Source organism: Staphylococcus nepalensis, assembly GCF_002442935.1.
Taxonomy (GTDB): Bacteria; Bacillota; Bacilli; order Staphylococcales; family Staphylococcaceae; genus Staphylococcus; species Staphylococcus nepalensis.
On record NZ_CP017466.1, the window covers coordinates 1,040,325 to 1,055,333 of the forward strand.

A 15,009-nucleotide genomic window follows, 5' to 3' on the forward strand; every position below is an offset into this window, starting at 1 on the left:
CCATGTTTGCAAAAGAACATTTGAAGCTATATTTTATATGTGGGAGTCAAGATATACCCCATGAGACTTCATTGACTGAAGTCGTTACCGAAGCTTTGAAATCAGGTATAACGATGTTTCAATTTAGAGAAAAAGGCGAAGGTTCCTTATCTGGAAGTGAAAAGATCACGCTTGCTGAAAAATTATTGAGTCTATGTAGAAGTTATCACGTGCCATTTATTGTAAATGATGACGTTGACTTAGCGAAAATGATAGATGCAGATGGTATCCATGTTGGTCAAAAAGATGAAAATATAGCAACATTCGATAAGGAGTTTGAAGATAAAATTATAGGGCTTAGTATAAGTGATTTAGAAGAATATCAATCATCTGATTTAACGAATGTTGATTATATAGGTGTTGGCCCAATGTATAATACTGGATCTAAATCAGATGCAAAAGCGCCAGTTGGGCCTGAAATGATTCAGAATTTGAGAACGAAACTTCAAGATTTTCCAATCGTTGCAATCGGCGGCATTAACACGGAAAATGCACAACTAGTGGTAAATAGCGGTGCAGACGGCATATCAGTGATTTCAGCAATAGCCAAAAGCCCAAACATTAAAGGAACTGTGCAACAATTTTTACAAACTGTTGAATAATGAAGAAAACTTTCTTTTTTTGTTTTCTACTTTCCTTTGAGTATGATAAAATAAATTCTATGTGAATATATCATTAGAGGTGGAAAAATGAAAAAGAAAGCGCTACTACCTTTATTATTAGGTGTAATGGTCTTTTTAGCAGGCTGTGACTATTCTAAACCTGAAAATAGAGATGGATTTTTCTTTAATACGTTTGTAGAACCAATGGATAAATTAATACATTGGTTAGGAACTAGTTTTAACAATGATTATGGTTTAGCAATAGTGGTACTTGTACTGGCAATTCGTATTGTATTATTGCCTTTCATGTTATCAAACTATAAAAATAGTCATATGATGCGAGAAAAAATGAAGGTTGCAAAACCGGATATTGATGCAGTTCAGGAAAAAGTTAAGCGTTCAAGAACGCAAGAAGAAAAAATGGCTGCAAATCAAGAAATGATGGAAGTATATAAAAAATACGATATGAACCCGATGAAGAGTATGTTAGGTTGTTTACCAATCTTAATTCAGATGCCAATCATCATGGGATTATTCTTTGTATTAAAATATCCGTCAAGCGGTGGCTTTACTGAACATCCTAATTTCCTATGGTTTAATTTAGCACAACCTGATATTTGGATAACGGTTATTGCTGGTATTTTATACTTCTTACAAGCCTTTGTTTCAAGTAAGAGTATGCCAAATGAACAACGTCAAATGGGTTATATGATGATGATTATCTCACCTATTATGATTGTTTGGATTTCTTTAAGTTCAGCTTCTGCATTAGGTCTTTATTGGTCAGTCAGTGCGGCATTCTTGATAGTACAAACGCAAGTAGCGAACATGTACTACTCAAATCTTGCTAAAAAAGAAGTTGCTCCAATGATTGAAGCAATGAAAAAAAACGATGCTGACAAGGCACCTAAAGGTAAGAACACGCAAGTGGTATCTAAGAAATCTAAAAAGAAATAACTGATGACAGCTTATTTTGAATAAAGAGAACCTGGTACATAATGCCAGATCATAAGAAAGAGCCCGAAAACAGCCTATGTTTCGGGCTCTTTTTGCATGCTATTATAAGAAACATATAACGAAGTAAATAATCAGTTAGTATTTAAAATACCACTCTTTAAAAAACGTTTGTACAAAATCTTGCATATAGTCGTGACGTTGTTGAGCTAAGTTCTTGGCAGTTTTTGTATGCATTAACGTTTTAAGTTTCAATAATTTTTCAAAAAAATGTTTAATGGCAGAAGGTGGCCAGTCATTATAATTTTGATTGATTTCTTGCATAATATTATGATCCTGATTTTCTACCCACATTGGTTCACCAAAATGGCCGGCAAATTGGAAGGTACGTGCGATGCCAATAGCTCCCATTGCGTCTAAGCGATCTGCGTCACGCACAATTTGGCCTTCAATGGATAATTTAGTGTTATTATTTGTTCCATTTTTATAACTCATATTTTCAATGATATGTAATATACTTTCTTGCAATGTTTGAGAGAGGTTCAAATCAGCAAAAAAATTTATTAAACGTGTTTTTGCTTCTTTTGGTTTTGCAATTTTTTCGTCAATTGTGTCGTGTAATATACTTGCTAATTGAATTGTCAATAAGTGTCCTGTTTGTTCGTTAGAAGCAATGTATTCAGCTAATTTTGTAACACGGTTAACGTGGGCAATGTCATGGCCAGAAACATCATCATAATGAAATGTTTCCATATATGAGTTGGCTTTATTAAGTATATCTTGTTCAAACATATTAAATTGTCCTCCATTTCAAAATAGGATAATCATGCTTATTTGGTACAAGCCAAAAGGAATCGTGGAAACTTAAAAAAGGAGCGGGGAAACCACATTTTTTAAAATGATTTCGCGTTGTCCCACTCTAATAATAATGACTTGAAAAAGCGTACAAAAGCTAGGGTGTACATTTAAATACTTCAAACGTTAAGATAGTTACATCAGTTTAGGTGTCGTGGGTTTAAACCTTGATCTAAATATCTTTTTTACTCCAATCGTCTATTAGACATATCTTACATAATTTAAGGAAGGTTTGAACACTACAGTATCCTTTACTTTATAAGATGGGAGATAATAGTCTGGAAACACCTTCTTTAAATTTAATCCATAGACTCCTTTGCTCATATAACGGTTTGGTGAGCCTGTACGACACATTTAAATCTTTTTCAAATGCCAATCTAAGTTCCTTTGCAATATAAGGATCGTAAATAAATGCATTTATTTCAAAATTTAATGTAAAACTACGGTGGTCCATATTTGTAGTTCCTACACTGGCCACTTCATCATCAATGACTAATGTTTTAGAATGTAAGAATCCATTATTATAATGAAAGATATTCACGCCTGCATCTAATAAAGAAGCTACATTGTTATATGTCGCCCAATAAACAAACGGATGATCAGGTTTGTTTGGTATCATAACATTAACATTTACACCACCTAATGCTGCGATTTTGATAGCATCAAGAAATGCCTGATCTGGTATAAAATAAGGAGATTGAATAAAAATTGAGTGCTTTGCAGACGCAATCATTTTTAGATAACCATATTTTATTTGTTCCCAAGTTTCATCAGGCCCGCTTGAAGCGATTTGAACACCCGTTGTGCCTCCTGAATCCACATCTGGGAAATAGCGTTCTTCATATTTTAAATTATCACGCGTAGATTGTGAGTTCCAATCAAGCATAAAGCGTAATTGTAAAGCGTTAACTGCATCTCCAACAATACGAAGGTGAGTATCACGCCAGTATCCAAATTTTTTCTTTAGCCCTAAATATTCATCTCCGACATTAAACCCACCTATATAACCAATATGCCCATCTATGACAACGATTTTTCTATGATTTCTATTATTCATTCTTAAATTAATCAGTGGTAATTTTGAAGGAAAGAATGCTTCTACAAGGCCGCCTTTTTTTCTGAAATTTTTAAAATCTTTGATTGATAAAGCTCTAGACCCCATATCATCATAGAGCATTTTAACTTCGACACCTTCATCAAGTTTATGTTCTAATGCAGTTAAGATACGTTTGCCTAATTTATCATTACGAAAAATATAGTATTGGATATGTATATAATCTTTTGCGTTATATATATCATCAATAAGTGAATCAAATTTTTCTTTACCATCTACAAAAATTGTTAGGTCATTATCAGTTGTTAAGAAAGCTGCATTATTATAAAGTAACATTTGAACCATATCTTTAAATTTCACTATTTGATGATTGCCTTTAGAAAAATCATCGTTTTTCAGGGCTTCTAGTTGTTCATTTACAATCATCTCTATGCCAACTTTATCTTCTTCATCTAAACTAAAAATATGTTCTCTTTGTATTTGACGACCGAATAATAGATAAACGACAAAGCCTAATATAGGTATGAGACCTAAAACTAATATCCATGCCCAAACAGAACCTGCAGAGCGTCTTTCCATAAAAATGATTGTAAATGCAAAGATCAGGTTTAATATAAATGCTCCAATAAGAATGACGTTAATAATGACGTTTGTATGGTTATACATTATAGCGAAGATATCTATCATATTAAACCTCCCGATTGGCTATTCAATTATTTAATAATTGGTAAATGTCTTACCATTGTAACATGGAATGCTGGTTTTATCACTTGACTAATACCTAGGAGGGGTATAATATATAATTGAATAAGAAGGAGGCGTTAAATCATGGCAGAAACGCAAAAAGCACACCATTCTGAACAAACTAAATCCAATTTAAAGTCTAGATTAAATCGTATCGAAGGCCAAGTAAAAGCAATCAACCGCATGATAGATGAAGATGTATACTGTGATGATGTACTCACACAAATTAGAGCGACAAGATCTGCTTTAAATAGCGTTGCAACAAAACTATTAGATCATCATATGAAGAGTTGTATCATGGACAAGGTCAATCAGGGCGAGCAGCAAGAGGCTATGGATGAACTGTTAGTTACTTTTCAAAAATTGATGAAAGATTAGATAAGGTGAGTATCATGAATTCACAAGCGATTTATATAAAAAACATAGAAAATGAAGCAAACAAAATTCAAATTGAAAGTCATTTGGCGCAACTTATAGGCGTATACAATGTTTCAGTTGATAAAGATTATAAGCGAGTGCTTATTGATTTTAAAACACCTGCAAATTTAAATAATTTAGAAAAAGAAATATATGATTTAGGTTTTGAAATTTTATACTAAGCAATTGTTATTATGCAATTATTTGTGACTTTATGCTTCATTAAAATGAATATCTTCGTTTGTATAGTTATAATTATATTTTTTCTAATTTTAAAACGGGGATCATTTTGAAGGTAAAACACACATTCACGACATTTCTTTTGGTTTTTGTGCAATACTCAATTTATGTTTAATATTAAAAATAATTGATTATGAAATTTATATAAGTTAAGTAATAAAAGAAAGCATTTTTTAATAAATATAAAGAAATTTTCAATAATGTGTAGTAATTCATAAATAAATGGGGTAAGATATAGTAGAAGCTAGAAGTTAGGGGTGATGATATGAGTAAGGATAACGAAAAGATTCAAAATGTAGTTAAACTATTATCATCATTAGGGGTAAACATAAAGAAAACTAAATCAAGATTAGAAGTCATGCATACTTTACCAACGACTGTGAAAGCCGCTAACGAATTGAAATAGTAAGTTACCAATATTGTGTTAGAGCGACAGCTCTAACTCAAAAGATCACATTAATTCATTTTACATGAGTTAATGTGATCTTTTTTTACATAACGCCTTTTAATCTATTGGCTCTTTGTCAAAGAGGACTGATACAATTTTTGAGATTAGGCAACCGTAGGTTGCTTAATCTCTTTTTTGATTGTAGAAGCATAAAGTCGTGAAGTTAGTAAGGCACGATTACGCAAATTATTATAATTTCTATATCCAAACGATATTCTTTTAATCAGTTTAATTTTATTATTGATACCTTCTATTGGACCATTGGTTATATTAGGGTATTTTAGTGTGTTATTAATAAAAGATTGATATTTTTTTAAAGTTTTCAAGATTATTTTTAATTTGAGACATACTTTGTTGGCATCTATTTCATCAAGGGTACTTATAAAATCTATTGAATTATTCATAGGCGCATAATCTCTCCTTAATTTATTTGGTCAGATATTTAAATTATAGAGATTTTTGCGCTTTTTTTGTACCAAAAAACAGGACTGATTTTTATATCAGTCCTGTTTAGTATAGAGCCAATCTATTTAGCTGATTATTTATTTTTAGTTTGAGCAGTGTAGTGTTTAGATTGGTGGTAATATATTGATAATATTACACCTACACCGCACATTAAACTCCATAATGAACTACCACCATAACTTATAAATGGTAACGGTATACCAGTTATTGGTAATAACTGTATCGTCATCCCAATATTTTCTAAAACGTGGAATAATATCATCGTAGTAAATCCAATTATAAACAATTTACTAAATGGTAAGTCGATTTTAGTTGCAAGTCTGACTAAATGGAAAATAAGTCCTAGGAAAATCAAAATTAAAATGACAGACCCAATAAACCCAAATTCTTCGCCTACAACCGAAAAAATAAAATCAGTGTGGTTTTCTGGAATGTAAACCTCACCTTGGTTGAATCCTTTTCCAAATAATTGTCCAGACCCAATCGCTTTAAGTGATTCAGTTAGATGAAAACCATCTCCACTACTATAAGTATATGGGTCAAGCCAAGAGTTTATACGACTCATTTGGTAGGATTGAATGCCAAAACTATTTTCTAAAATAGAAGGTTTGTATATAACTGATAACACGACACCAGAAGCTATCACGAGTGAGCCTATTAATATAGGTGCTAGTATTTTCCATGTTATACCACTTACAATCATGACACCAACAATAATCGCAAAAATGACAAGCGTTGTACCTAAATCATTTTGTAGTAAGATAAGTACCATTGGAATAAAGGCTATACCAATAATTTTAAAGAATAATTTGAAATCTGTTTCTAAAGATTTATTAAAAGTGAATTGGTTGTGTTTTGTAACAATTTTAGCTAATGCTAAAATGATAACTATTTTCATAAATTCAGAAGGCTGGACACTAATAGGGCCAAATGTGTACCAGCTTTTTGCACCGTTTATGATAGGTGTGATTGGCGTTTCTGGAATAACAAGTAATAAAAGTAATGAGACACATAGGATAATATAAAGTAAATATGTATATTTCATAAGTTTTTTAGGCGAAATTAACATGATTAAACATGCAATGATTGCTCCAAAAACATAATATAATATTTGACGTATACTAAAATTGGCGCTGTATTGGCCGCCCCCCATTGCAGAATTAATAAATGTAATACTTATTATAGCTAATAAAATGATGATGCCTACTAAAATCCAGTCTATTTTCCGGATCCAATGATTATTTTTTGATTGACGTGAAGTATTCATTTCTTACTCCTTTGAAAAACTATTATTTCTAATATATATAGTATATATAGATTTTACCGAACTTTATACTATTTTGCTAGAAGTAGGGTATATAAAATCAAAAATATAATTGTAAGGTTAATTAAAGTTATCACTTTAAATACTTGAAAATCTTCAATATACTAATTAAAAAAATAATCATTCTTCAACTACGTAACAAATGCAAAATATTTATAAATCGTGATATGATGTAGTTTAAGAATTCTATATGGAGGCTAAAATATGGCTAAAGAAAATGTTTGTATCGTTTATGGTGGGAAAAGTGCGGAACACGATGTTTCAATATTAACAGCACAAAATGTCTTGAATGCGATTGATAAAGATAAATATCAAGTAGACATCATTTACATAACAAATGACGGTGACTGGAAAAAGAAAGAAAATATCGTAAATCCTATAGATGACATAGATACATTACGATTAACAGATGTTAATGCTGGAGAAATATCTCATTTATTAAGTACAGGTAGCTTAGGTGGTGCCTACAGTGCAATTTTCCCATTATTACATGGTCCAAATGGTGAGGATGGTACGATACAAGGTCTGTTTGAAGTATTAGATATACCGTATGTCGGCAATGGTGTATTAGCTGCTTCAAGTTCAATGGATAAACTTGTTATGAAACAATTATTCGCACATAGAGGGTTACCTCAGTTACCATATGTAAGCTTTTTAAGAAGTGAATATCAAAAATATGAACATAATATTTTAAAATTAGTGCACGACAAATTAGAATATCCAGTTTTTGTTAAACCTGCTAATCTAGGTTCAAGTGTAGGTATCAGTAAATGTAATAATGAAGAAGCGTTGAAAACTGGTATTGAAGAAGCATTTCAATTTGACCGTAAATTAGTAATTGAACAAGGTATTAATGCTCGAGAAATCGAAGTAGCTGTACTAGGTAACGATTATCCAGAAACGACTTGGCCTGGAGAAGTCGTTAAAGACGTGGCATTTTATGACTATAAAGCGAAATACAAAGATGGAAAAATTAGACTAGATATTCCTGCAGACTTAGATGATGAAGTGAAAATGACTTTGAGAAATATGGCTGTGGAAGCTTTTAAAGCAACAGATTGCTCTGGTTTATTACGCGCAGATTTCTTTGTAACGGATGATAATCAAATTTTTATAAATGAAACAAATGCTATGCCAGGTTTTACTGCTTATAGTATGTACCCAAGCTTATGGGAAAATATGGGAGTAAGTTATGCCGAATTAATTAGTAGATTAATTGAACTAGCAAAAGAAAAACACGAAGATAAAAAGAAAAATAAATACAAAATTGATTGAGGCGATTAATTCATGATTGAAGTAACTTTAGAACAAATCAAAGAATGGATTCCATGTGAAATTGATAATGACTATTTAGATTACACAATTAAAGGTGTTTCTATAGATTCGAGAAAAATCGAGGCGCAAAACTTATTTATTCCATTTAAAGGAGAACACGTGGATGGCCATAAATATGTTGTTCAAGCATTAAAAGATGGCGCAGGGGCAGCATTTTATCAAAAAGCCAATGCAATGGATCGTGAAATTTCTGGTCCTATCATTTGGGTAGATGACACACTGGAAGCATTACAGAAATTAGCAAAAGCGTATTTAGCCTTTGTTAAACCTTATGTGGTTGCGGTGACTGGTTCTAATGGTAAAACAACAACGAAAGACATGATTGAAAGTGTATTAAAACCTCAATTTAAAGTGAAAAAGACGCAAGGTAATTATAACAACGAAATTGGTATGCCACTCACAATTTTGCAATTAGACCAAGATACAGAAATCTCTATATTGGAAATGGGGATGTCAGGTTTTCATGAAATTGAAGCTTTAAGTCGATTGGCAAGTCCAGACATTGCTGTAATAACTAATATTGGTGAATCACATATGCAAGACTTGGGTTCAAGAGGAGGTATAGCAAAAGCTAAATCTGAAATTACGATAGGGCTCAAATCTCAAGGGCTATTTATTTACGATGGCGACGAGCCTTTGTTAAAGCCTCACGTAAGTCAATTAATGAACTTAGATTTATTAAGTATAGGTAAAGCAGCAACGAATGATCTAGTATGTTGTATTGAAAAAACAGATAATACAGGCATTATTTTTAATATCAATCATGAGGAACAATATGAATTACCGATTTTAGGCGAACACAATATGAAAAATGCAACTATAGCTATCGCTGTTGGTAAAAGATTGAATTTGAATTATGAAACTATATTTAAAAATTTACAACAAGTTCAACTCACAGGTATGAGAATGGAGCAACATCATACAAATGAGGAGAGATTGGTTATAAATGATGCGTATAATGCAAGTCCAACTAGTATGAAAGCTGCTATCGATACTCTCAGCAGTATGGAAGGAAGAAAAATTCTCGTGCTCGGTGATGTGCTGGAACTAGGGCCTAATAGTCAATTAATGCATGAATCGGTTGGTAATTTCTTAGATAATAAACAAATTGATGCATTATTTACTTATGGAAGAGAAGCGCGTCATATTCATCATACTGGCCAAGCATTCGTAAATTATGCAGCGCACACTACTGATAAATCAGAATTGATTGACTCACTAAAATCATATATAGAACCCCAAGACAAGATTTTAATTAAAGGTTCACGGGGTATGCAATTAGAAGAAGTGGTAGAAGCGTTAATTTAACTTTCTTTATTAACATACGTTTTAAAATATAAACATTAACTTTATTATGGACACCGCGATTTATTTCACTTTTTTAAGTGTGAATTGTGGTGTTTTAATTATTTTTTAATTAATAAAAGGCACAAAGTTAAGTGTTATTTGTATTCATTAAGAAGTTTCTTGTAAATAAATATTCTAATAATTAACTATATAAACAAATTAACAATTTTTTTTCGAAAGATAAAATAAATACCAGAAAATAAAATTAAACGCTTACAACATATATATTACAGTGTTTTTTGAGCAGAATATGATTATAAATGTTAAGGGTTATGTTATTTTAACAAATTTGGTTTATTGCGATTATATACTTGAGGTGGTACTATAAAGAAGTTGAAGAAACTTAGATGAACATATATGTATAGAAATACAGATAAATAAAGGAGAATTATATTGCAAAATTTTAAAGAATTAGGGATCTCAGATAAAACGGTAGAAACCCTACAATCTATGGGGTTCGATGAAGCCACTCCTATACAAAAAGAGAGTATCCCTCTTGCCTTAGAAGGTAAGGATGTTCTTGGTCAAGCGCAAACAGGTACAGGAAAAACAGGCGCATTTGGTATTCCACTTATTGAAAAAGTGGCGAATCGAGAAGGGGTTCAATCATTAATCCTAGCACCAACAAGAGAGTTAGCTATGCAAGTAGCTGAATCGCTTAGAGCTTTTGCTAATGGACAAAATGTGCAAGTAGTAACTGTATTTGGTGGTATGCCAATAGATCGCCAAATCAAATCACTTAAAAAAGGTCCCCAAATCGTTGTAGGAACACCTGGACGTGTAATTGATCATTTAAACCGTCGCACATTAAAAACAAATGATATTCATACGCTTATATTAGACGAAGCGGATGAAATGATGAATATGGGCTTTATTGATGACATGAAATTTATCATGGATAAAATCCCAGCTGAACAACGTCAAACAATGCTATTTTCAGCTACAATGCCTAAAGCAATTCAAACTTTAGTTCAACAATTTATGAAATCACCAGTCATTGTTAAAACAATGAATAATGAGATGTCAGATCCACAAATTGATGAATATTATACAATTGTGAAAGAACTTGAGAAATTTGATACCTTTACAAACTTCTTAGATGTACATCAACCAGAATTAGCCATTGTATTTGGTCGTACGAAACGTCGTGTTGATGAATTAACAAGTGCATTAATTTCAAAAGGCTATAAAGCTGAAGGTTTACACGGTGACATTACACAAGCTAAACGTTTAGAAGTATTAAAGAAATTTAAAAACGACCAATTAGATATATTAGTTGCAACTGATGTTGCAGCAAGAGGACTTGATATCTCTGGCGTGAGTCACGTTTATAACTTTGATATCCCTCAAGATACGGAAAGCTATACGCATAGAATTGGACGTACAGGTCGTGCTGGTAAAAAAGGTGTAGCGATTACTTTTGTTAACCCAATCGAAATGGATTATATCAGACAAATCGAACAAGCTAACAAACGACAAATGACAGCATTAAGACCCCCTCATCGTAAAGAAGTGCTTAAAGCACGTGAAAATGATATTAAAGGTAAGGTTCAAAAATGGATGTCTAGAGAGAACGAACCTAGATTACAACGTATTGCTACAGAATTAATTGAAGAATATAATGATGTAGATTTAGTTGCATCTTTACTACAAGAGCTTGTAGAATCAAATGATGAAGTTGATGTTCAACTTACATTTGAAAAACCATTATCTCGTAAAGGTCGCCAAAGTAAAGGCCCTAGACGTGGTGGCAACAACCACAAACGTGGAAATAAATTTGACAACAAAAACCGTCGTTCAAAAGGCGGATTCAACAATAAAAAGAAAAATGATAGATCAGCAGATAGAAATAACAAGAAATCAATGAAAGGTCGCACATTCGCAGACCACAAAAAATAATATACTTTATCATATATGAACGTTAGGTTTAGTCACTCCAATTTTTGGAGTGATTTTTTTTACGCGGAATAGGATGATTAAACGTCATTTTTAAATTATTATATACATCAAATAGCAATATAGTTTAAGTTGCAGACGAGACATACATTAATATTTCAATATTGAATATAATAATGGCATATTGATTGTAATAGAAAAGATGTGGGCCAAGTATTAAAGCCCTTCAGTCGACTTTATCATATTAAATCAACGCAATTTTTATTTTACGCTATTGAATCATTAATGTAGCAAATATAGTAGCTATGTTATAATGAATTGAAAATTCTAAGAAGGAGTGTAAGCATGACTAACGACCCACAATTTAGGCGTAGTCCCAAACAAGCCATTAGCTATTATTACATAGTAGAGGTTTTTGAATTAATTGTTAGTTTGGCTGTGATAGCGATGCTAATATTTTTATGGAATCATTATGAATGGTGGCACTTTTTGATTTATATATTTATTACTGCTATTGTATTTGATGTTTTATATGTAATTGTAAAACCATGGTTAAAATACCAATATACATTTTATAGGATGATGGACCATTATATTGAAATTAAGACAGGTTTCTTTTTTAAGAAGAATGATATTGTTAAGTTTGAACGTACGCAATTTTTAGAAAGAAAAAGTAATCCTCTGTTAAAAAGATTATTTCTAGACAAACTATCGTTAAAAACTGCAGGTCACACAGTTGATTTCCCGCTTCTCTTAACGACAGACGTTGAATCATTTGAAAGTAATATTTTAGAATTTTTACGTGGAGCTGATTATGATGTATAGTCCTCAAAAATTACATCCTATATCTTACATAACTGGAATAATAGAGGCGTTAAAACAAAATATCATTTTAATTATTATTTTCTTAGTATTTAATTTACGTAACTTTGACTTTTCTGATTACACTTCATATATATATCCTGGAATTGTTACTGTTTTGTTTTTAATATCTTTTATCCTTCAGATACTAAAGGTATACAATACAAGCTATTGGATAGAAAACGATCATTTTATTTTAGCTACTGGTATTTTCACTAAGGAAAGAAAGGAATTAAATATACGTAGAATTCAAACATTAGATACATCACAAGGGATTATTAATCAAATTGTAGGCGGGGTTAAATTGCAAATTAAAACTCCGAGTGATGGCATAGAATTAGATACAGTATCCAAAGCACAAAGTGAATTTATTCAACAAACGTTAAAAGAAAAACAACAAAGCCTTGCTCAAAATCCTGAAGTGAATATAACAGAATCATCATTTACAAATCAGGAAGAAGAGGAAACATTTGAAGACAAATCGCAATCTATAGATGTATATAAATTAACTTTCAAAGAATTGTTATTTATGGCATTAACGAGTGGCGTTATCGGTGTAGCTTTTGCAACGCTTTCACCGATATTTGTAGCGTTGAATGATATTATACCTTGGCACTTAATTACTGATACATTCTCTCAAGTTTTTCAAGCCACGTTTATGGTTGTATTAATAATTGTTGCGCTTGTTATCCTACTAAGTTATATTTTTGGGACAATTATCGAGATTATCAGAAATTTTAATTATACAGTGACACAGCAAGGTAATCAGTTAAATATCCAATATGGTTTGTTTAACGTCAAAAGTATTACTGTACCTACTGATAGGGTCCAAGCAGTCGTTGAGCGACAATCATTTCTAAGAAAATTATTCGGTTATACCTCAATACATTTTGTTATTACAAGTGATATGGGAAGTACGGATAAAGATGATGTAAGTCTTGGAGGTAATGTCATGATTCTGCCATTTATTAAAAGAGAAAAAGCTTTTAAAATTATTAGAAACCTTATTCCAAGTATGATGTTTGATAAACCTGAAATTGGTATGCCTTGGCGTGGGTGTCATAGATATTTTTGGAGAGAATCGCTCGTTCTAATCATTATGGCTGCAATCGCGACATATTATTGGTCTGCTTGGTCTTTTGCTATCGCTAGTTTCGTTATTATATTAATGATTTTACATAGCATTATTGTTATAAAATCATCAGGATTCAAATTAAATGGTGATGAAATGATTGTACGTAATGTAACTATGTTTGGCTTTAAAAATACGTATTTTAAACACGATAAATTATTAGGTATGCAAATTACAAAGAATCCATTTTTAAGTCGTAGTAACTTAGCAAATTTTAATTTTATAATTGCAAAAGCGGCTGGAAATGCAGAGATAGGATTGAAATATAGTGAAGATAAAAACGTGAAAGCATTAAAGAAATGGTATTTGAGGGGTGATATTGATGAATGATTATAATTATATGCATCCATCTGGAAAAACAGTCATACGACTTTCATCTTTAATTAGTGTAGCAGTTTTTATCATCATTTTAGCTATCGTTTCTGTTGTGAACCAAGTGTGGTTACATCTTATTAGTTCTAAAATGATGTTTTGGATATGGATAGTTGGAACAGTCATTATCTTAATTATTTTAATCACGGGGTGCCTCATCATACCTATCTATCGATATAAAATATTTAGATATAAGTTAGTTAATCAAGAAGTAACTGTTAGAAATGGTTTGTGGTTTATTAATGTTGTAAATATACCGTTATTTCGGATTCAAAATGTAGATACACATGAAGGTATTATAATGAGAAAATATAATTTAACGAGTTTGACTTTATCGACAGCTGGAGGTAATACTGAGATAAAGTTAATAGATAAAAACAAAGCATATGCGTTAAAACAAGCAATTAAAAATAGTAATAATTCTATGCAATAAAATCAATAACGGCATTTCCCTATAAATTAAAGTAACTTGGCATAGAAAGTTAGGAGTAGCTTATGATACATGGTGTCGGTGTAGACTTAATAGAAATCGATAGAATCAAAAAGATTTATCAAAGGCAAGACAAACTTATCGAACGGGTGCTATCTATAAATGAACAAAAGCGTTTTAACCAATTTAATAATGAAGCACGGAAAATAGAGTTTTTAGCTGGTAGATTCACTTGTAAGGAAGCTTTCAGTAAAGCGTTAGGGACTGGACTTGGTAAATCTATTGCGCTAAATGAAATAGATTGCTTTAATGACGAACGAGGCAAACCTTGTATCCATTATGACGGATTCAAAGTGCATGTAAGTATTTCTCATACAGAGCATTATGCCATGAGCCAGGTTATCATAGAAAAATAAAGTGAGTTTTTAATCAATGATTAGAATATAAAATTTGAATATTTTTTTAGAATTGTTATAAAATGAGTTTTATATATA

Annotated in this window: 15 protein-coding genes and 1 pseudogene; 12 read left to right on the forward strand and 4 right to left on the reverse strand. The window is 31.5% G+C overall.

Annotated features, from left to right (window positions below):
• Positions 1 to 2 precede the first annotated feature (2 nt).
• Both thiE and yidC read left to right on the forward strand, forming a co-directional pair.
• Entirely contained in the window at positions 3 to 641 is a 639-nt protein-coding gene (gene thiE / locus BJG89_RS04750) for a thiamine phosphate synthase (protein ID WP_096808798.1), read from the forward strand.
• Positions 642 to 728: 87 nt separating this feature from the next.
• Positions 729 to 1,598 (forward strand): membrane protein insertase YidC, encoded by an 870-nt coding sequence (yidC, locus tag BJG89_RS04755; RefSeq protein WP_096808799.1) that lies wholly within the window; start codon positions 729 to 731, stop codon positions 1,596 to 1,598.
• Between the two features lie 135 nt (positions 1,599 to 1,733).
• Here the strand turns inward: yidC and BJG89_RS04760 are convergent, their stop codons facing one another.
• Positions 1,734 to 2,387: an HD domain-containing protein gene (locus tag BJG89_RS04760; protein WP_096808800.1), complete on the reverse strand. Its 654-nt coding sequence runs from the start codon at positions 2,385 to 2,387 to the stop codon at positions 1,734 to 1,736.
• A 319-nt stretch (positions 2,388 to 2,706) separates the two neighbouring features.
• Entirely contained in the window at positions 2,707 to 4,191 is a 1,485-nt protein-coding gene (gene cls / locus BJG89_RS04765) for a cardiolipin synthase (RefSeq protein WP_096808801.1), read from the reverse strand.
• Positions 4,192 to 4,332: 141 nt separating this feature from the next.
• Between cls and csoR the strand changes: the two genes are divergently transcribed.
• From csoR to BJG89_RS04780, 3 genes are all read left to right on the forward strand, one after another.
• Positions 4,333 to 4,626 carry a copper-sensing transcriptional repressor CsoR gene (gene csoR, locus BJG89_RS04770; RefSeq protein WP_096808802.1) on the forward strand — a complete coding sequence of 98 codons (294 nt, stop codon included), beginning with the start codon at positions 4,333 to 4,335 and terminating at the stop codon, positions 4,624 to 4,626.
• 14 nt (positions 4,627 to 4,640) lie between these two features.
• A complete protein-coding gene (gene csoZ / locus BJG89_RS04775) occupies positions 4,641 to 4,847 on the forward strand; it encodes a putative copper chaperone CsoZ (RefSeq protein WP_096808803.1) in 207 nt (68 codons plus the stop codon).
• A 323-nt stretch (positions 4,848 to 5,170) separates the two neighbouring features.
• Complete coding sequence (locus tag BJG89_RS04780; protein ID WP_002482742.1) at positions 5,171 to 5,311, forward strand: Lmo0850 family protein; 141 nt, start codon at positions 5,171 to 5,173, stop codon at positions 5,309 to 5,311.
• Positions 5,312 to 5,457: 146 nt separating this feature from the next.
• Here BJG89_RS04780 and BJG89_RS04785 read toward each other — a convergent pair.
• Positions 5,458 to 5,679, reverse strand: a pseudogene (locus tag BJG89_RS04785) (transposase); the annotation flags it as partial.
• A gap of 212 nt (positions 5,680 to 5,891) precedes the next feature.
• Positions 5,892 to 7,085: an FtsW/RodA/SpoVE family cell cycle protein gene (locus BJG89_RS04790; protein WP_096808805.1), complete on the reverse strand. Its 1,194-nt coding sequence runs from the start codon at positions 7,083 to 7,085 to the stop codon at positions 5,892 to 5,894.
• 261 nt (positions 7,086 to 7,346) lie between these two features.
• Between BJG89_RS04790 and BJG89_RS04795 the strand changes: the two genes are divergently transcribed.
• The 7 genes from BJG89_RS04795 to acpS all read left to right on the forward strand — a co-directional run bounded on the left by BJG89_RS04795 (position 7,347) and on the right by acpS (position 14,931).
• A complete protein-coding gene (locus BJG89_RS04795; RefSeq protein ID WP_096808806.1) occupies positions 7,347 to 8,417 on the forward strand; it encodes a D-alanine--D-alanine ligase in 1,071 nt (356 codons plus the stop codon).
• A gap of 12 nt (positions 8,418 to 8,429) precedes the next feature.
• Positions 8,430 to 9,785, forward strand: coding sequence for a UDP-N-acetylmuramoyl-tripeptide--D-alanyl-D-alanine ligase (locus BJG89_RS04800; protein ID WP_096808807.1), 1,356 nt, complete (start codon positions 8,430 to 8,432; stop codon positions 9,783 to 9,785).
• A 432-nt stretch (positions 9,786 to 10,217) separates the two neighbouring features.
• The gene (gene cshA, locus BJG89_RS04805; RefSeq protein ID WP_096808808.1) at positions 10,218 to 11,723 is read left to right on the forward strand and encodes a degradosome RNA helicase CshA; all 1,506 of its coding nucleotides are present in this window, start codon (positions 10,218 to 10,220) and stop codon (positions 11,721 to 11,723) included.
• Between the two features lie 342 nt (positions 11,724 to 12,065).
• The gene (locus BJG89_RS04810) at positions 12,066 to 12,545 is read left to right on the forward strand and encodes a PH domain-containing protein (protein WP_096808809.1); all 480 of its coding nucleotides are present in this window, start codon (positions 12,066 to 12,068) and stop codon (positions 12,543 to 12,545) included.
• Positions 12,538 to 14,043 carry a PH domain-containing protein gene (locus BJG89_RS04815; RefSeq protein WP_096808810.1) on the forward strand — a complete coding sequence of 502 codons (1,506 nt, stop codon included), beginning with the start codon at positions 12,538 to 12,540 and terminating at the stop codon, positions 14,041 to 14,043. The genes BJG89_RS04810 and BJG89_RS04815 overlap by 8 nt, the downstream gene beginning before the upstream one ends.
• Positions 14,036 to 14,518 (forward strand): PH domain-containing protein, encoded by a 483-nt coding sequence (locus tag BJG89_RS04820; protein WP_096808811.1) that lies wholly within the window; start codon positions 14,036 to 14,038, stop codon positions 14,516 to 14,518. The genes BJG89_RS04815 and BJG89_RS04820 overlap by 8 nt, the downstream gene beginning before the upstream one ends.
• Positions 14,519 to 14,580: 62 nt before the next feature.
• The gene (acpS, locus tag BJG89_RS04825) at positions 14,581 to 14,931 is read left to right on the forward strand and encodes a holo-ACP synthase (RefSeq protein WP_096808812.1); all 351 of its coding nucleotides are present in this window, start codon (positions 14,581 to 14,583) and stop codon (positions 14,929 to 14,931) included.
• The last annotated feature ends 78 nt before the right edge of the window (positions 14,932 to 15,009 follow it).